At 45.7% G+C, this 19,331-nt stretch carries 16 protein-coding genes; all 16 read right to left on the reverse strand.

Going from position 1 to position 19,331, the window contains the following annotated elements:
* Positions 1–152: 152 nt before the first annotated feature.
* The 16 genes from BUB35_RS14395 to BUB35_RS14470 all read right to left on the reverse strand — a co-directional run bounded on the left by BUB35_RS14395 (position 153) and on the right by BUB35_RS14470 (position 18,883).
* A complete protein-coding gene (locus BUB35_RS14395; RefSeq protein ID WP_072852880.1) occupies positions 153–431 on the reverse strand; it encodes a hypothetical protein in 279 nt (92 codons plus the stop codon).
* A gap of 261 nt (positions 432–692) precedes the next feature.
* A complete protein-coding gene (locus BUB35_RS14400) occupies positions 693–1,154 on the reverse strand; it encodes a hypothetical protein (RefSeq protein WP_072852882.1) in 462 nt (153 codons plus the stop codon).
* Between the two features lie 172 nt (positions 1,155–1,326).
* Positions 1,327–1,467: a Maff2 family mobile element protein gene (locus tag BUB35_RS14405; RefSeq protein ID WP_072852884.1), complete on the reverse strand. Its 141-nt coding sequence runs from the start codon at positions 1,465–1,467 to the stop codon at positions 1,327–1,329.
* Between the two features lie 92 nt (positions 1,468–1,559).
* Positions 1,560–3,401, reverse strand: a complete 1,842-nt coding sequence (locus tag BUB35_RS14410) for a VirD4-like conjugal transfer protein, CD1115 family (RefSeq protein ID WP_072852885.1) — start codon at positions 3,399–3,401, stop codon at positions 1,560–1,562.
* Positions 3,388–3,870, reverse strand: a complete 483-nt coding sequence (locus tag BUB35_RS14415) for a PcfB family protein (protein ID WP_330391228.1) — start codon at positions 3,868–3,870, stop codon at positions 3,388–3,390. Before BUB35_RS14415 ends, BUB35_RS14410 begins: the two co-directional genes overlap by 14 nt.
* Positions 3,871–3,933: 63 nt before the next feature.
* Entirely contained in the window at positions 3,934–4,641 is a 708-nt protein-coding gene (locus BUB35_RS14420) for an antirestriction protein ArdA (RefSeq protein WP_072852887.1), read from the reverse strand.
* 1 nt (position 4,642) lies between these two features.
* Complete coding sequence (locus BUB35_RS14425; protein ID WP_016316827.1) at positions 4,643–4,984, reverse strand: DUF7768 domain-containing protein; 342 nt, start codon at positions 4,982–4,984, stop codon at positions 4,643–4,645.
* Positions 4,985–5,304: 320 nt separating this feature from the next.
* Positions 5,305–6,813, reverse strand: coding sequence for a ParB/RepB/Spo0J family partition protein (locus tag BUB35_RS14430; protein WP_072852889.1), 1,509 nt, complete (start codon positions 6,811–6,813; stop codon positions 5,305–5,307).
* Between the two features lie 203 nt (positions 6,814–7,016).
* Positions 7,017–7,541 carry a recombinase family protein gene (locus BUB35_RS14435; RefSeq protein ID WP_330391229.1) on the reverse strand — a complete coding sequence of 175 codons (525 nt, stop codon included), beginning with the start codon at positions 7,539–7,541 and terminating at the stop codon, positions 7,017–7,019.
* Positions 7,542–7,614: 73 nt separating this feature from the next.
* Entirely contained in the window at positions 7,615–9,255 is a 1,641-nt protein-coding gene (locus tag BUB35_RS14440; protein ID WP_072852891.1) for a recombinase family protein, read from the reverse strand.
* A gap of 19 nt (positions 9,256–9,274) precedes the next feature.
* Entirely contained in the window at positions 9,275–10,138 is an 864-nt protein-coding gene (locus BUB35_RS14445; protein ID WP_072852893.1) for a recombinase zinc ribbon domain-containing protein, read from the reverse strand.
* Entirely contained in the window at positions 10,135–11,718 is a 1,584-nt protein-coding gene (locus tag BUB35_RS14450; protein ID WP_072852896.1) for a recombinase family protein, read from the reverse strand. Before BUB35_RS14450 ends, BUB35_RS14445 begins: the two co-directional genes overlap by 4 nt.
* Positions 11,719–11,734: 16 nt before the next feature.
* Positions 11,735–11,938, reverse strand: coding sequence for an SHOCT domain-containing protein (locus tag BUB35_RS14455; protein WP_072852898.1), 204 nt, complete (start codon positions 11,936–11,938; stop codon positions 11,735–11,737).
* 665 nt (positions 11,939–12,603) lie between these two features.
* Positions 12,604–13,023 (reverse strand): sigma factor-like helix-turn-helix DNA-binding protein, encoded by a 420-nt coding sequence (locus BUB35_RS14460; RefSeq protein WP_242949271.1) that lies wholly within the window; start codon positions 13,021–13,023, stop codon positions 12,604–12,606.
* A 589-nt stretch (positions 13,024–13,612) separates the two neighbouring features.
* Complete coding sequence (locus BUB35_RS14465; RefSeq protein ID WP_072852901.1) at positions 13,613–13,903, reverse strand: hypothetical protein; 291 nt, start codon at positions 13,901–13,903, stop codon at positions 13,613–13,615.
* A 93-nt stretch (positions 13,904–13,996) separates the two neighbouring features.
* Complete coding sequence (locus BUB35_RS14470; RefSeq protein ID WP_072852903.1) at positions 13,997–18,883, reverse strand: S-layer homology domain-containing protein; 4,887 nt, start codon at positions 18,881–18,883, stop codon at positions 13,997–13,999.
* Between the last annotated feature and the right edge of the window lie 448 nt (positions 18,884–19,331).

Below are 19,331 nucleotides of genomic sequence, written 5' to 3' on the forward strand. Positions count from 1 at the left end.
GCTGACGCAGGCCGGATAGAGGACAGGTTCCGCAAACTGAAATAAAGGCATAGCGCCGCCCCAATCAACAGCATGATCCCAACGGCAAAAGCGATAGGTTTTAGTTTTGCCATGCGCTCACCTCCGTTTCTTTTTCACTGATAAATGGGAAGCTATTGTTTTTTAATTGTCCAACTATCATCTCGGTTTTTTCTTTGGGCATAGTAGCCGCAAGGCATATCCGCTAAAACGCCGACAGAATGATCAAAATCAAAAACCCATCTCAAAGATACTAATTTTGCTTCATCTGTTGTATGTACTTGTCCACATAGAAACTGCCACATTCCATCGTCTTCATCGTGCGATACATACAAAATAGGGGACTTACTCTCTATTATGTGACAACAAATAATTGCAGCAGTATTCGGTGCGTCATAAAAAGGAAATTCCATATTTATTGCTCCTTCAAATTCCGATTTATCGCTCTATCCCTTGTTCTTTTCTGGCCTCCGGGCCAAGAGCTGGAAGTACGCTGCCACCAATCCTGCCAAATCGCAGATATGGGTTTGCGAGTAGCAATAGGGCGAGTTGGCTCGATGATCTCTCCGATAAAGGCGTATTATTATAGCACTACGGCTTGCCCGTTGGGATAATCTCCAATCCATGCGCAAGGGAAATATCATCTTTATAAATTTCAAGTATGGTATTTATGTCTATAGCCCAAATTTTTCCCAATCTTTAACTGACTCAATAACGGGTATCCAGCTATCAATTTCAAATTTTTCTTTTATAGGTGGTTCCTTATATCCGTCTACTATAAGCGTTCCACTACATTTTATATGAGCTTTATCAGAGTCTATTTCAAGAATTTCTAATTTGTAATCAGCTAAAGGTTCATGTTCATAAATATAAAATGAATCTTCTCTATCATAGCTTTCATCTGTTGTCATTACCGAAAAAGATTCTCCCACCAAATCTGCAATTGATTCTTTTTTAGTGTCTATTGGATTTATGCAAAGAGAAGGTAATATTTCCTCTCCATTATAATCTCCCTTAGCAAATCCTATATCTACAGACCATGACGGCGCTTCATCTTCATTTCTCTTGAAATACATAAGACTACTCCGCCTATGAGTCCAATCATCTTCAAATACAAACTTTCCAATTTTTAACATGGCGCACTCCTATATTTTCCGATTTTCTGATCTTCTTAATCCACAATACATTCCAATTTATTGCTTGCATTATATTTCATTTTAGCACTCTGGAAATAATATTTCTACCAGTCAATTATGAAATATTTTACAGAATAATGGGGTGGCTATCTGCTCTCTTGTTTGTGCTACTTTACGACACATGAGCATTGGAACCGGGGTTGTCGGAGCCGTAGCCCTCCAGCAGGTTGACAACGCCCCAAACGCCGAGGCCCGCGCCCAGCGCGATAACGAGGGTCTGCAAGGTGGTGATAGCGGATGCGAAAAATGCCATATAGTCCTCCATTTCTCCGGGATATTCCCGGCCACAAAAAAAGCCGCCATATTCAGCGGCAGGTGACGCTTTGGGACGTTTTGTCCCAAAGTTTATACAAAAGCGTCCGGGTCGTCCAAATCGTCATAGTTGAGGATGTCCTCGTCCCCGTCTATGGGCGTTTCGTCCGGCACGTCCGCCTCGTACACAGTGTACTGCTCGTTGGGATTGAGCTTTTTTATGCGGCGGCAGATAAGCCGCTCCAGCGAAAAGGCGTTTTTCTTCTTGTCCGCCTCCGCCGTATATCGGTAGTTGGGGTGCTGTTTCAAATCGTATTTTCTGGAATAGAACGGCGGCAGGCCCCGCAGTTGCAGGATGCACCTGTCGCCGGGCATGGTGGCAAGCTCGGCGGGGGTCATAAGCTCCCGGCCCAGCCGCTGGGTGTTCTGGTTGTAGCTTTCGGACTGCCCCCGGGAGCGGCCCTCGGTCTGCATGGAGATGGTGGCCTTGCCCAGCCAGTTCTCGGAAATCTCCTTGATGGTGCTGGCCTCCCGGCCCCCGAGGAATACCACGCTGTCCATGTTGCCGAGTATCGTCTCGGCGTTCTTGTCGTAGATGGCCTTACATTGGGCCAACTGCTGGTAGAACAGCGTCAGGCTCACCTCCCGGGAGCGGATGACCGCCACCAGCTTTTCGAGGTTCGGAACCTGCCCGGTGTTGGCGGCCTCGTCCCACAGCACCCGCACATGATGGGGCAGGCGGCCCCCGTGTACGTTGTCCGCCCGTTCGCAAAGCAGGTTGAACATCTGCGAAAAGGCAAGGGCCACGATGAAGTTATAGGTCGTGTCGGTATCGCTGATGATGAAGAACGCCGCCGTCCGCCTGTCCCCCAGCTTGTCAAGCTCCATCTCGTCATAGGACATAATCTCCCGGAGCTGGGGGATGTCAAAGGGGGCCAGCCTCGCGCCACAGCTAATAAGTATGCTCCGCGCCGTCTTGCCGCTGGCCAGCTTGTACTTTTTGTACTGCTTGACCGCGAAACAGTCCGGCTTGCGCTTTTCCAGCCCGGCGAACATATAGTCCACCGCGTTCATAAAATCGTCATCGTCCTCCTTGACCTCCATGCCGGAAATCATGTCCACCAGCGTGTTCATGTTCTTGTCCTCGTCCGGGCCCTCGAAAATGATATAGGCGATAAGGGCGCAGTATAGGAGCGTTTCTGATTTTGTCCAGAACGGATCTCCCTCCTTGCCCTCGCCTTTGGTGTTTGCTATCAGCGTGTTTACGAATTTCAGAATGTCGGCCTCGTTGCGGATGTATGCCAGCGGGTTATAGTGCATAGAGCGGGAAAAATCAATGCTGTTGAAAACCTTGATTTTATATCCCTTTTTCTTTTGCAGGAAATACCCGGCCTGCTCCAGCACCCCGCCTTTTGGATCTACCACCACATAGGAGGAATGGGCCTGGAGCAGTTGGGGCGTGAGCCAGAACCGGGTCTTGCCGGAGCCGGAGGAACCGACCACACAGCAATTCAAGTTCCGGGCGTTGGCGGGGACGGCGGGCCGGGTGTTGGTGGTGAGAAACTCCGTCCCGGTGAGGATGATGTTGTTTTCAAACTTGGGGTCGGTGAACGGCTTGATGTCTTTTTCCGTCCCCCAGCGGGCCGAACCGTACTCCTCATCCCGGCGGTATTTCTGGGCTTTCTTGCTTTTCTGGTAGATGACCAGCCGGATGGCCGCCGCCCCCACAATGCCAACGAGCCAGTCAAAGGGAGCAAGCCCCGGCGCGAAGTCGGCAAAGGCCGGGCCGAGGGCCGCCACCATCCCCACCAGCTTGTGGGCCAAATCCGCCCCCGCCGCCAGACGGTAGGCCGTCCCCACCTTTAGGCAGGCCCAGCCGATGAACAGATAGGGGAGGTTCGGCAAAAGGTATTTTTTCAGCTTATCTGTCCTCATGGGCGGCCTCCTTTACGCGGTCTTTCTTTTGGGGCGCGGGCTGGCGCAGTATCTCGGCGGCGGCCCGTTTGAGCTGTTCCCGGATGGGTACGCGGTCAGTCTTTGCCTTATCCAGCACCCGGCGGGAATACTCCCCGAAACAGGCGGTAATTGCGTCCGCCTGCCCGGACTTGAAAAACAGCAGGTATTTGTCCGGCCCGGTCTTGTAAAAGGCATAATCCACATTCCACTTCCGGGCCACCCGGTCAAACTCCTTTGGGGCCCCGGTGAGCTCGATGCTGTTGGTCGCCGCGCCGTGGGCCATCAGCTTTTTCACGGACTGCCTGCCGTGGGGCGTCTGGCGGGCCCGGTATTCCTTTTGTATCTTCCGGCCAGCCGCCCGGAGCACATAGGCCAGCCCACGGGCAGTCAGCTTTCCCGTCCGTATGGATAGCGCGATAGTGCGCCGGGAAACATCCTCGTCAATCAATCAGAACCGCCTCCTTTCATGGGGGGATAGGCCCTCCGGCCTTTGGGACAAAATGTCTCGAAGTCACCGCCCCTCCCGGCCCGGCTCCGGGCGGGCCCGGTCAGCCGCAGAGGGAAAGCGGTCAATCACTTCCTTGTAGGCGGCCATCTGCTCCCGGATATTGAGCTGGGGATAGGAAAAAACCTTGTGCTCCCTGGGAATGTCCTCTATCCCGTGGTAAATCTCTTTGAGGGGCCCAGTCTGGACGATATAGCCGCCGTGGGAAAAGTGGCCGCCCTCGTTGATGGATAAATCCCGCCCGTATGCCTCAAAGTCAATGTAGCCTTTCAGCTCGGCAGGTATTGCCAAATCCTCCGTGAAGTAGCGGCCCAAATCTTCCTCGTTTTCAATATCCGGGTAAAATTCAAAGCAGTCCAGATTTTCCGCAAGGTTGATAATGTCCGCCAAGTAGGAGATATTTGTCCCCATGCTGAGGGCCGCCTCAAATTTTGCAAGGTCATCCGAGGGCATTTCCGAGAGCAGGCAGGCCAGATGGTTCAGCTCGTCCAGATTTTCATATCCGCTGAGACAGCCCGAAAGCTCCGGCAGGATGCCGCCGAAGTCATAGCTGGCGATGAAAATTGTTTCGTACCGTATGCCGTCCACGCCGATCTCCTTTAGGAGCGCCTGCACCGCCTGGGGGCTGGCGGGGAACAAAAGCGGCTCCCCGGCCAGCACTCCCTCGTTGTATTTCCCGAGGTTGGCAACGTGCGCCTCGAACAGCCCGGCCACGTCAGCGGCGGCCCTGGCCCTTGACGGTCAGGATGCCCTCAAGGGTGGTGGCGGTGATGCCCAGCCGCTGGGCCACGGCGATGTCATTCTTCATGGACTCGGTGACGGTATGCCCGCACACCACCAGCACCCGGGAGCGCCGGAGCAGGTCGCGTCCAATGTCGATGCTGCTCTTGTGCTCCTCGGGAACCGCGTCATTGAGGAAAAGGGGCAGGAACAGGGCCGGGCAGATGGGCGCAAAGCCCGCATCGTAAACTGCCCGGCAATACTGCGCGGCAAGCTCCGCGTTTTCCGTATCGCCGCCATACCAAGCGGCGGTGATGTAAGCAAGGGGTCGTTTCATAGTCGTTTACCTCCGATATTTTAATAGTTGTCGTTCAGCCCTTTCCCCCCGCCCTTTCCCATTCATGGGAAAGGGGGCGGCTCTGGAGGATATATCCCCCGCCGCGCCGGGAGGGGTGGCACAGCCGGGGCGGGCCGTCAAGGGCAAGCCGCCGCAGGCGGCGGGCGTTCCGCCCCTTGACTGCCTACTCCCGGCTGTGCTCAATAGTAGGCGGCGACGGGGGATATACCACCAGAGCCCCTCTCTAAAAGAACGCCATGCAAGGCGCGGGGGAGGGGCGCGGGAAAAAGAAAGAGCCTCGGGACAAAATGTCTCAAGGCTTACTTTTCCCGGTCGGTCTTTTTCTCCGGCGCGGTGCGCTCCGGGGGCTGTTTCTCTTTCCACGCGGCCAGCAGGGACATGATCTGGTCTTTCATCTCCCGGGGCGTGGCATCCTTGCCGAAATACTTGTTCAGTTCAGCGGCGGAAATAATCACCTTGTCTACCTCCTTTTTCTCGCGGCTCAAAATGCCGTCAATCACATCGCCGTTCAGTTTCCCGTCCTTATCCAGCTTGCGGAGCTCCTGGGCCTGGGAGAGCGAGGGGGACGCCTGCTCGCCCTCAATGGAAACGGCGATAAACCTCTGGTTCTTGGGCTTGATGAACGAAATTTCCACGGCGGGGGTAAAGGACAGCTTTTTCTCGTTCACCATAGACTGGAGCTCCGGCACAAGCTCGGTCAGCCGGATATACCGCTGTACCTGCTTGTAGTTCATGCCGTTGCGTTCCCCCACGATCTCCGTGGAGCGTTTCCCCACGTCCCCGGCGGCCACGCCCTCCAGCTTTGCCCCCTGGTGGCTGATGGCCTCCACCTGCATTTTCAGCGACTGCGCCTTTTCCATCGGCAAAATCTTTTCCCGGTGGCGCAGGTTGTCATCCGTCATAGCGAGGATGGCCTCGTCGTCCGTCATGTTGCGGATGATACAGGGCATATTCCCAAACCCGGCCAGCTCACTGGCCCGCTGGCGGCGGTGGCCCGCGATGATTTCATAGCCGCCGCCCTCGCGGGGACGTACCAGCGCGGGCTGGTGTACGCCGTTGTCCTTGACCGACTCCACAAGCCCTTTCATTTCCGCATCGTCCCGCACCCCAAAGGGATGGTCTTTGAACGGGAACAGCTCCGAAAGATTGAGATATACAATCTCTTCCTTTTCGGCGCGGGTAGCGTCACGGGGCTGGGGCGGCACTTCCGGCGCAGGCTGGGGAGCGGCGGGAGCCTCTTCCTTGCCCTTTACCGTGGCGGCCTTTCCACCCTTGCCTTGGGACATTTTGTCTCGAGGTGGGGACGGGGGCTTGTCCGTGGCCGCCTTGTCAGCCTTGGCCGGGCGGCCACGGCGGGCCCCCGTCCCTCCCGGTTCACCGGGCCCCGCTTTTTCTTCCTTGGGCTTGCGGCCCCGCCTGCCCTTGGGCTTTTCCGGCTCGGGCGCTTTTTCCCCGGTGGTCTTGCCCTCTTTGGCGGGCCCCTTTTTCTCGGCGGCCTTTTCCTCCGGGGCCGGGGTAGGCGGCTGTTCCGGTTCGGGCGGCTCGTTCTTTTCCACCTCCGCACGTTCCGCCGCCCGGCGCTCCGCCATCAGCTTTTCAATCTGGTCAGCGGAGACATTCACCTCGCCGGGAGCACCAGCGGGGGCATCCTGGGCGGGCGCATCCCCAGCGGCCTGCTCGGGGACGTTCTCCGGGGTCGGGGGCTCCGGCGTGGGAGCGTCCTGGGCAGGAGCACCCTCCGGGCCGTTATCGAACAAGCTGGGCTGGGGATTTTCTTCCTGGCCTGTGTTCAGTTTTTCGTCTGCCATTCGTTACCTCCTTTTTTAATTTCGTGAATGTTGCACAAATCTTGCGCTAAAAGTTTGTTACTATTTTTTCGCCTCCCTCCCGGCTATCCACGCAAAAAAGCCGCCCGTTTTTTCATGCCGGACGGCTTTTTGCGTAATGTGATAGCTCTGATTAAATTTTTTTGTGGGTGTAGGCTCCGAAAAGCCTTGATATTACAGCGTTCCTAATAGGAGACATTCATATGAAGATGGTTGTCTATCCCTTTTTCATACCCAAAGACTCTTTTTATCAGAACTTCCCCATTCTCATATTTTCGCTTTAGCCCCCACTTTACATTTTCACTGATGTTCCGGCTTTCTTCCTGTGCCTGGCTGCTAAGTATCGTAATTAGAAGTTCTCCTGTTGCTTCCAATGTGTTGATATGTTCTTTCTCAAAATAGATCGCAATGTTTCTTTCCTTCAATTTTCGGATACAGGATAGGCAATCAACCGTGTTTCTGGCAAACCTGCTGATGGATTTTGTCAGTATCAAATCAATATCTTTTTCTTTCCACAGACACCTCTCCATCATTAAGTTGAAATTATCTCTTTTTTTCATATCTGTTCCAGAAATACCATCATCCGCATAGATTGCAACCAGATTCCATTCTGGAGTATCTGTAATCAGCTTTGTATAATAAGCAACCTGTGCCTCGTAGCTGTTTTCTTGTTCCTCCTGTGAAGTACTGACCCTGCAGTACGCTGCCACATTAAGAATTTCCTTTTTCTCTCTTTTCTTTCCCCTTCTGTTGATTGTTGAGGGAAACATTGTCACTTTTCTTTCACACACAATCTTCACCTATTTCATCTTCTTGGTGCAAAGATGCCTCGACTGTAATTCCTGACTTGAATACCACTTCTATCTTCCTTGCACTCACCACGTTGATATTCTGAATCAGCTGACGCACCAGCTTATCGTCATAGTCTGTCAGCACACATTTTGTCTTTCCCAAGAAACCCTCAATTTCTTCCATCCTCTTGTTATTCTCGCCTCTGACAGCTGCTTTGATCTGCTTCATTTCCAACGCTTCTATCTGTGCCGTGATCTCCTGACAGCGTTCCTCAAAGGCGGTTTCATCGCCGTTCTGCTGGGCTTGCTGCTGTATCAGCTCTGCCATTGTTTTCTGCAGTTTTTTCTTTTCTTCAGCGTATTCCGAATCCTCTGTGCCATGTATCAGGGCTGTGACTACATTTTTTCTAAATGTCTGGACAAAGTCACCCTTGTTTTCCAGCACTTGATTGATGGTGTGTAGTACTGCTCTATGTAATACGCTTTCCTCTATGGTCGGGGAGTCCTTACAGTATCTTGTCCCATTTCTCAGCCTGTTTTCGCATCTCCATACTGCTTTCTTTTCCCCATACTTAGACCAGATTTGTCTGCGGTACTCACTGCCGCACTCTTTGCAGACCATGATTTTGGACAAGGCATATTTTCCACTATGCTTACCCTTTGATTCTGTTTCCTGTTTGCTGGATTTCTTATATAGATTGGCTCGCTGGTGCAGTTCTTCCTGCACTTTATAGAACACTTCTCTTGGAATAATTGCCTCATGGGCATTTTCCACATAATACTTTTGAAGTTCCCCTTGATTCTCTTTTCGTGCTTTGGTCAGATAATCTGTTGTGAATGTCTTTTGTGCCATGGCATCACCGATGTACTTCTCGTTAATCAGGATAGTACGGACTGAATTCACATTCCACTCTGTATTTCCCCTGATGGTTTTGATTCCCTTTTCTTTCAGTAAACGGGCAATACCATTAAGGCTTTCCCCTTCCAGATATTTTCCATAAATCAATCGTACCACTTCTGCTTCTTCTGGGATGATATGCAGCTGTCCGTCTGTACCTTTTTGATATCCAAACATTCTTCTGACCAGCGCCTCTCCCTTTTCATACTTTCGTTTTAAGCCCCATTTCACGTTTTCGCTGATATTTCGGCTTTCTTCCTGGGCTTGGCTGCTGAGTATGGTGATCAGCAATTCTCCTGTGGATTCCAAAGTGTTTATATTCTCTTTCTCGAAGTAGATAGCGATGTTTCGTTCTTTCAGTTTCCGAATACAGGATAGGCAGTCTACGGTATTTCTGGCAAATCGGCTGATGGATTTTGTCAGAATCAGGTCGATATCTCCGTCCTTTTGCAGGCATCTTTCCATCATGGCATTGAAGTTATCTCTTTTTTTCATATCTGTTCCAGAGATACCATCATCCGCATAAATCCCTGCTAACTGCCAACTGGGGTTTTCTGTAATCAGCTTGGTGAAGTATGCCACTTGTGCTTCATAGCTGGTTTCCTGGTCTTCTTGTGCAGTACTGACTCTGCAGTATGCGGCAACATGGATTCGTTTTACTTCCTGTTTTTTCGCTGTATGAATATTGATCTTCGGCGGAATAACCTGGACTTTTCGTTCATATGTAATACTCATAATACGCACCCTTTCTTTATCATAGTGTTTCTGTAATCGTTGCTCCGTTTTTCAGTGTGAATACCACTCTGCCGTCTTTGTATATGGTAATGGCTTCCATGATGGCATCGAATAAATCTTTATCGAATGTTTTTTCTTCAGGCTGCTCTTTGTGCTGCTGAATCAAGTCTTCTATTTTCTGTGTGTAGTATACTGCTCTACCATCATCTGCATCTTCGTACTGCAATGATGCTCTTTTGTATATCAGCTTCAGCAATTCATCTATGTTATGGTCACTGTCATTTTTCAGAAGCTCTATTTCATGCTCTGCTGCCTGTAAACGGATATTTCTTTTGGTTTTATGTATCGTAATTTTTCTAATCTTTTCCGGATCGTTTTTCATTTTGGTTACTGCCTGCATAAATAATTCTTTGATTTGGTCTTCCTGTATACGCTGATTTCTGCAGTGTACTCTGCCTTTTACAATTCGTTTACTGCAATCCCATATCTGTTTATCTCCATGCTTGTAGCAGTGATATTCACTGCCGCATTCTCCGCATTTCATTTTATTTCCCAGCAGAAACTGCTCTTTATGATAAACATAGGGCTGTTCCTTACCAATTGCTTTTAGTCGTTCTTTTTTCCTTAGCTGTACAGCTTCAAACAATTCCTGATCAATGATCTGCGGGAAGGTTTCATTTCCCAGATATCTTCTATCACTGAGCATATCATTGAGCTTTACTCGATTGATTTCCAGTCCCTCAATATGGTATTTTAGCCTTGATACTGGAACGCCGCTGTTGTATACCTCGAAAATTTCCTGCACAAATTTGCTTTGTTCCTTATCTGCCTGCAATATACCATCTTTAAATTGATAACCATAAACCGTTACTTTTCTGTTCATGCTTTTTCCCTTCTTTCTGTCAGCTGTAACCCATTTTTTAGCTGTAAGACCAGCTCGTTTGGATTTACAATAATCTGCTTTACGATTGCTTGGAATAATGTCTTGTCACATGCTTCCAAATACTGCGGTCCTTTTTTGAGTTGCTTGATCAGTTCTTTGGTTTGTGTCAGTTCTTTTCTCTGTCTGGATTTGTGAAGGCATTGTTCCTTTGCTTTCTGGTACTCTTTCAGGTTTTTACTGATGATATTTTGCTGTTCCATATAAAAAGCAGAGTCGATCATCTCTCCACTTGCCAAGTGGTTGAGAATCTCCCTCTGCTTTTTTTGTTCTTGTATTTGTTTTTCCAATTGTTCCAGCTGCTCCTGGATCATAGGTGTTGCCTTTAACTGTTCCAGCTCATTCATCAATGGTACCAGTATCTCATCGCAGTGGTTTGACAGCTTATTCCACATAGTTATGAATGATTGCTCCAACTGGCTTTCCTTGATGATATCATTTTCACACAAGTCTTTTGTTTGTATGCGTCTGGCACAACTCCAAGTGACATTGCGTTTTCCTGTTCTGTCTTTTTTCGCCTGACGATTGTATGAAGAACCACAGATGCCGCAGATGACTTTCCCCTTAAACTCCGATATTTCTTCTGGCTGTTCCTCTTGATTTTCTTTTGTTCTGTTGGATTTTTGTTTCAGCATGCTCTGAACGGCTTCATATTCTTCATGGGTTACGATGGGTTCATGGTCATTTTCAATCAACACCTGACGATATTCCCCATAGTTTTTTCTTCTAACGAATGGTACGATGTCCTCACTGTATGTTTTCTGAAGAAGTAAATCTCCGGTATAGATACTGTTTTTCAGAATGGTATAAACTGTAATCGGTATCCAATTTTTCTTGCCTGTTCTGGTAGGGATTTTCTGGGTATTCAGGCTTTTCGCAATTCGCCATACCCCTTTTCCATCCAAATATTCATCGAATATATATCTCACAACAACTGCTCGTTTTTGATCCAGCTCCAGCAATCCATTTTCATTGGTATAGTAGCCATATGCTGGATTTGGCAGTATATAGGTACCATTCAGAAACCTCTTTTGTATGCTCCATTTCTGGTTTGAAGAAATGCTTTCTGATTCCGCTTGTGCCACAGACGAATAGATGGAAAGCAGCAATTCGCTTTTTTCTGAAAGTGTATGGATTCGTTCTTTCTCAAAGTACACATCGATTTGTTTTTTCTTAAGTTCCCTGACAACCTTGATACATTCTACTGTATTTCTGGCAAATCTGGATATGGATTTCGTACAGATGATGTCAATTTCTCCTGCTTCGCAATCTTCCAGCATACGCATAAAATCCGTTCTGCCTTTTTCCTTGGTTCCGCTTTTACCGTAGTCCGCATAGATGCCTGCGAAATTCCAGCCAGCTTTGCTGCGAATCATATTTTCATAATACTCCAGCTGAGATTCATAAGAGCCTTTCTGGTGTGGAATATTGGTACTGACTCTGCAATAAGCGCAGACGTTTTTCATTTTTTGTTGTTTCATTTCCACATCTGCAATATCTATTCGTTTTACTTTTTCTTCCATGGTATTCCCCCCTTCTTCAAGCAAAGGATACCTGTTTTTCAGTGACACATCTACTATTTTTTTCATAAAGTTTGGCTTCTGCTGGCTGGAATGTTTGCAGATTCAAACTGTTCATCTGATTGTATTCTTCTTCGGAAATCAGATTTCGAAACAACATTCTCGTTAATAACTCCTTAGAAAGTTGGTATCTGATTTCATTTTGCATCTGATCTTTTGACATATAATTTCCCCCTTAATGACTATTTTCCTATTTATGACCTTTCATCAAAGAGCCACTCTTTCTCTGATGAAAAGTCGCAAATGTGTGCCGCTTAAAAGCGGCACACTATTCTGACTTAAATTTGCCGTATTTGACACTACTTCCCCGACATTAGGCAGCAATATAAACTGTGCTTGGCTGCACACATAGGCTTTTCACCTCCCCCGTCATGCGGGCTGCCGTCCTTGCGATGTCTGGGACTCGGCAGAAGTATCATTGTGGCTCTGTTCCGGTCATGGCATTTGATCCTGCCAAAAGATCATACCCATACAGCAAAATCGCTCGGATTATGTATTACAGACCAACGAACCTCTCTCAAGAATATGTTTATTTCACGTTCTGTTGTAACGAATCGTTGTGGCGCACTGCATGGTACTGCTTGTCCCTTTCAGGCGAAACAGAGTAATGTATTTATATTGCTGGATATTTGGTTTTCAAAGAACAAAGAAAGGTGAAAATAAAAAACCCTTCATATATCAGGTCACTACGAAGGGTTTTTATAACCAAAATCGCAAAACTTTTTTCTTTTTGTTGTACTGCACAATTTTGCGTTTTGGATTTATTTATTTTTTATGTATTATTTAAACAAAATTTATCTTCCTATTTTCAAAATCACTTGCATGGTCTTATAATACGAAAGACCTGAGAATCTCCATTACTTTCTGCATCTTTTTGCTTACTGCTGCTTGGGAAATACCTAATACAGCCGCTATTTCACTTTCTGAATATTCGTGGAGATATTTCAGTAATATAATATTGTCTTTATCTATCTCTTTCAGAATCTCTTTTATCTTGTGTATTGTAACTTCATGAATCGCTTCTTCTTCGGTATTAGAACGCAGATCAGGAACAAAATCATAAACATTATTATTCTCTTCATTCATTGCATCAAGACTCAAAACATTGTACCTTCTTCTTTTCCTTTCCTGATTTTTTTCATATAAGTAATCTTTATATATCTCCAGATATACCTCATGGTTTACTTCCACCTGCCTGTTTCCAACTTGAACAAAGTATTGCTTTTCAGATTTTTTACACACAGTCATTCCTCCGATTCAAATTTGTTTTTTGGCGGCAAATTTAAATCAGAGGCTGGTGGTGATCTGCACCTGTTTATGCAACAAAAAAAGCAAACCTCAAACTGAGATTTGCTTTTGGGCATAGCTGTTTTATTAAAAATGTTATATATTTTGATGCCGCATGGATTTTTCCACGCAAAAATCACTATTTTTTTTATTTTCACAAAATAGATAGTGTCTGATACTATTCTTTATAGTTTCACAATATTCTCCTGCATTTTTGTATGTTCTTCCATAATTTATCGCATCTTTATAGCTACTGCGACCTTTTTCCACTTATTTATAAATAGAGCATACAAAACTTTATCGAAAAAAATATAAAAATAGCTCGAATATATTGATATTTTATTCTACAAAAAATACCATTATATGAATTGCAGATAAAATACACATTTTGATGTGGTCACAAATCAATTTTTATTATCTATTTCACACAGGCAAACGCCATATTTCTCTACTTCATTTTCATCCATGACAATCAAAATATTTTTATATACACCTATTCCTGTTGCATATTTTCAAAAATCCTTTTGATTATCTGTATATAAAAACGACATTACTCCCTTATCATATTTTTTAATAAATAAATTAATTTCTCTCGTGCGGATTCAGCTATTTTTTCTGGTACATTTTGATGCACTAAGTAACATAGCGCGTCATTCCATTCCCAAAGAGAGTATGCGCCTACAGGAATTTCTTCAATTTCTTTGATTAATCGTCTAAGTTCAAGTTTATTTAGAAAACGTAGATTGGAAATATACGTACAATCCATGCGATGTGCCAAATAATCTAATAAAGGCAAATGCAATGACGTTTGACATGTCTCAGATGATATGCGGTTTTCCATCTAAAGCTCTCCTTTCATAAACATTTTCAAAGAGTTATGCGTACATATTTTTTAAGCAAAAAGGGAGAAAAATCTCCCTTTTTGTTATAATTGTTATTTCATTAGGCTTGTCCAAATTTCTGTGTCATCCGTTTCATAATAATGTCCGTTGCAGGCCTCTATAATGTCGTAATATGCCCAGTTGCCTGCGTCTACATCTGTAAAATTCTTGATATCATTTTTATTAAGGTCGATATAAGATATATCTGCTTCTCTTTCAAGCATGCGGTTCACTACGCTGACAACTTCCGCACGTGTGATATATCTGTCGGGTTTAATCGTGCCATCCGGATAACCGCTGATCCAGCCGCGGTTATACGCCATTTCTACAAAATTCTTTGCCCAATGGCTGTCAGGAAGGTCACTGAAATAAGCGTCTCCTGTTTCTTTCAGATTATCAAAATTTGCTGCGATTGTCGCAAATTCCGCTCTTGTAATAGGAGCGTTAGGACGGAAAGTGGAATCAGGATAGCCGTTTATGATACCAAGACTTTCAATATAACCAATGCGGTCGGAATACCATTCATCTTCAGCTACATCAAGGAAAGAAGTTGTTTCATAATTGTCGCTGTCAAAATCTTCATCAATCAGTCTTGAGAACATTACGGCTACTTCCGCTCTTGTAATGTTTTGGTTAGGCTTGAATGTACCGTCTAAATAGCCGGACATATATGCGAAATGATTTTCTTTGTTCAGCGTAGGAACATCTTTCTGTATAGTTTGATCAGAAGAAGTATGCTCTTTTGCATCTTCCTTATCCGTATCATCTGCGTTGGAAGAAGAACTGCTGCCTCCGCCACCGCTGCTGCGTTTTGTTACAGTCAATTTATAAGATGCCTCCGCTTCTGTGAAATTGTCCGAACCTTCCGCTGTAGCGGTAATTACAGCAGTGCCCCTGCCTACAATAGTGACTTCTCCGGTAACAACGTTTACCTTCGCTACATTTTCATTATCGCTTTCGTATGTGATTTGACCAAACACTTTTGTTTTTGTCAGAGGATTTGTGAAGTCATCGGAGTTTGTCTTTTTGGATATGCTTGTATCCTCGTATGAGATTTCCTGATTTGCTTTCAGAATATTTACCGTAACTCCGTCCATATCGGCAAATGTGTAATACGCGCTGTCATCGCCGATCAAAGCGTTGTCCGCGATGCGGACAGGTCTGTTGTTTCCGGCGTCCGGTGTGGATAAAACGCCTTTTGTAATTTCGCCGAGACTTACATCATCTCCGCTGATTACGCCTGTAAAAGTTCCCGTTCCTTCCAGCGCGACAATGTTTGTTCCGTCATATTCACGATCCTTTGCCGTAACATCGCCTGTAAATGTCAAAGGTTTTTTGTTTATTGTCACTTTCAAAGTGCTGTATTCACTGCCGTTTAAGTGAAGGTCGTCACTGCCTCCGTAAACCACTTTAATTTCGCTGGTGCCGGCAGGAAGTATTTTTTCGGTAGTGTCATAATTTATTACTGCCGTGCCGCGGCTGCGGTATGCCGAATGTTCCGGCATAACTTCTTCATAGCTTACAGGGCTTGTACCAAGAAGAGTATCTCCGTAATAAAATGCCGCTGTATTGGGCTGAACGCTGGTTCTGCTGAGCGTGGATGTTTCCGCAAGCTCGACATTTGCTGTAATTGCGATTGTATCGCCGTAGGTGCCTGTAATATCTTCGGCGGTAGTCTGAGTATCCGCTTTTGTGATAGTTACTTTAACCTCCGAAAATTCAAGCTTATATTTATTACTGTCGGTTCCGCTTAAGTCTATCATCGGATACACAGGAAGATCATCGCCGAAAGGATAATCAACCATACCCCAGTATCCCTCGCCTAAGTAGGCTTCTATGCCTTCTGCGGCAATAATGCTTACGTCATCGCCGGGCAAAACGCCGGTTAACTGCAAATTGGAGATAGGCACTGTCATGGATTTATAGGATGCTTTATAGGATTCTGTTCCATAATCAGGATCGGTTGGTTCTGCCGTTATCAGGTCATATATATTAATATACTCTCTGTCCTCGGCGGTAAAGCTTACGATTACATCTCTTCGCGCAACACGGAAATATTTGCCGCTGGAATATCTGCTCGCATTAAATATGTCGTTTTCCTGATATTTCGCAAAGAAATAGAGTGAGCCGATTTCCGATGTGTCCACCGTGTATTCAAATACGGCGGTTACCGTGCCGTCATCGTTAAATACTGTTTCAGCCGTGCCAAGATATTTGTAATCATGGGAGGAAGGATAGGAAGTTTCGGCATAATAGAAATCTACTTTGCCTTTTGAGTTTTCCTCCGTCATGGTAAGTCCGCTGCCGGATACAGCGGCAGTAACGTAAACGGTGTTCTCCGTGTCGCCGTACTGCAATTTGTCTTTAGAAAGAGAAAGGGTTACGGTAGGAGATATTTTCTTTATTGTTACTGTCAATGTTCCTAACTCAGGCAGTTTATACCAGTCTTTATCCTCGCCTGTCAGCGTGCAGGAAAGGGTTACCTCTATGTCTTCTCCCGGAAGAGCTGTTGCAGCTGTTCCCTTATCTGCGTTGAGCAATCTTACATCATCTTTGCCGCTGTCGTCTTCCTCTATGCCGTCTGTGATGCGAAGACTTCTGATGGTTACGTCTGTTGTGCCGTTATAGTTTCTGTCTACAGCGTCAGCGTTTGTAGAAAGTGTAAGCTGTTTTTGGGACAGGGTTACAGGAATTTCAACCTCAGATCCATTCAGAGAGGAGCTGCCGCCAAATACAGCCGTTACGGTGCTTTCGCCGACAGGGATTCCTTTGGATACGGTTGGATATTTCAGCGTCGCCGTGCCTCTGCCCGTTGTGCTGACGCCGTATTTAACATCGGCTGTTCCCAAAAGCTCATCTTTTTCGTTATAAAAACTTACGGTATCTTCTTCGACTGAAAATGTGCTTATTTCAGGTGAGGATTTCTGAATGCTTACACTCAGCGTAAGCGTATCGCCGTAGGTGCCCTGCACTTCTTTTGCAGTAACGTCTGAATCACTCGTGCTTATGGTAAAAGTTATTTTTGCCGTTGCTCCGCCGATGGTAATTTCAGCCGTGTATGTGCCGCCTTCCACAGGCGTTACGATTTGGTTATCTTCATTGCGGTGGATAACACGGACATCTCCGCCCTGCCAGCCTTTGGATTTTTCTGTTGTGGCTGTTTTCTCGGTTCCGTCGTATGCGGCGGAAACGGGAGGGATCAGCGTTATGGTTTCATAATGCGTTTCATCAGCGGAGTCTTTTTCTATAATAACAGTAGGATGATCGGCGTCAACTTCGTAATATAATGTAGATTCTACACCGTTTATCCATTTTGCGTAATAGGTATTTCCTTCGCTGAAAGAGGAAGCGGGTGTACTCAAATCAGCGTCTTCATACCAGCCGTCAAAATCCCAGCCTGCTTTTGAAGGTGTGATCGGCTTGGAGCTTAACGTGTCAGGTTTTTCGATTACGCCTCCATTGGTTACAAGAATAGCCGTATTATTTTTATTACCGTCACTCAGCGCGTCCGCGAATGACTGGTCTTTTACGTAGATGAAATCATTCAAAGAATCATTAACACTTATATACTCAGAATAATTTTCAGGTATTATGTTCAGCTTTGTCAAATTAAGATGAATTGAGTTGCCGCCTCGCAAAGAAACAGCGTAAATACCTAATTTTTCCAAAGTACTCGGCAATTCAACATATTTGTCCATGTCGTCTATTTCATAATTAGAAAAGCTCAAAGAGGATTGATCCATATAAGTGATAGAGCTTGGTTCATCGAATGTTACCTCATAGACTTCGCCCACCAAAAAAGCCATAAGAGGGAGTTCTTTTAAACCTTTGCCGATACGTACTTTGAGTGGATTGCGTGCACTAGAAAAACTGTGTTCTTCTATTTTTGTGACAGTGTCCGATATATATACTTCTTCTAAGCGGGAATAAAGAAACGCATATTGTCCGATTTCTTTTAGATTATTATTATCTAAGTCGATTTTTTTCAAGGAAGCATTAGCAAAAGCGCAAGTTCCAATTCTTTCTACCGTTTCAGGGAGCGTATATTCCGTGATTCCTGTTTTGAACTCTACCGGAGCTTTTACAAGAACGGAGCCGTCTTTTGTAAATAAAATTTCGTCCTCTATTTTATAATATTGGTTTTCTTCAGGAATCGTAATTGACTCAAGGCAATTATAAACCTGGGCATGAGAGTAGAAAGCCAGGTCGCTGATTTCCTCAACCGTAGAAGGAAGAACCAGTTCCGTAGCGGCTGTTTCGCTTAGCGCGTAATCTCCGATATATGTAATGCCTTCTTCCACAACAATCTTTGTAATTTTATGGCTGCTTGAATACCATCCTTTGGAGTTTTGATGATCAGGATAATCCCGTATTTCTCCCTCTCCGGAGAAAGTAAGAATATATCCGCCGTTTCCGTCATCGTCCAGAGAGTATTTCACACCGGAAGCCTTTGCGCTGTTTGCCTGTGTCTGTGGAATGATGTTTTCCAGATCCTGTTTTGTAACATTTGCTGAATTATCATCTTCAAATGTATCCTCATTTTCAAGAACACAATCGCCGGCATGGCCATCCTCTAAGATACAGCCTTCCGTAACGGCGCAAGGAATTGTAAGCTCCGTTTCATTCGGTTCCTCGCCATTATCATCATCCGTTGGCAATCCGCCGCATGTTTCGTCATGCACATGACCGCACGGATGCGCTTCTACAGCGGGGGTGTAAGAGCATTGGGCGGTATGATCCGCAATGTTATCACCGTCTGTATCTGCGCAGTTTTGATCACATGGGATTTCAGCCTGTTCTTCTTGATATCCGCAGTTTTCATCGTGTATATGGCTGCATTTTGATTCTTGCGCTTCTTCTGCGAATGCCATTGCCGGCATTGTGCCAAGTGTCAGAGCAAAGGTTAAAAGCAGGCATAGAATACGCTTTTTCTTTTTCAAGACATATCACTCCTTATATTATTTATTGTAAAAAGAAATTATATTGTTTTATGCCTTTGTGCTGATAAATGCTTTGCCGTGTATACACGCAAGGGGTAATCTTTAATTTGCTAACTTTATAATATATGAAGCGGTTTAAATGTTTTTCAGCTCCTTTCTAAAGCGAACTAAACAGAATTCTGATTCTGTTGTAATGATAGAAAGGTAAATGTGTTTTAAGGGAGAGTATTTCTTTTGATTACTGAAAATAAGCCTCACTTTTAACAGGAATTGTTTAAATATCTTAGTGTTTCAGGGGCAGTGTGAAACTTTTTCTGTAAATATGTAATTGAAGAGGTTCTTCTATGGTAAAATTTAAATCATAGGAGGACCTTTTATTATGGCAAAACAGAAGAAACCCATACATCGGGTACAAATGACAGAGGGAAAACGAAACATTATTCATCAG

It is taken from the genome of Anaerotignum lactatifermentans DSM 14214, assembly GCF_900142265.1.
GTDB lineage: Bacteria > Bacillota > Clostridia > Lachnospirales > Anaerotignaceae > Anaerotignum > Anaerotignum lactatifermentans.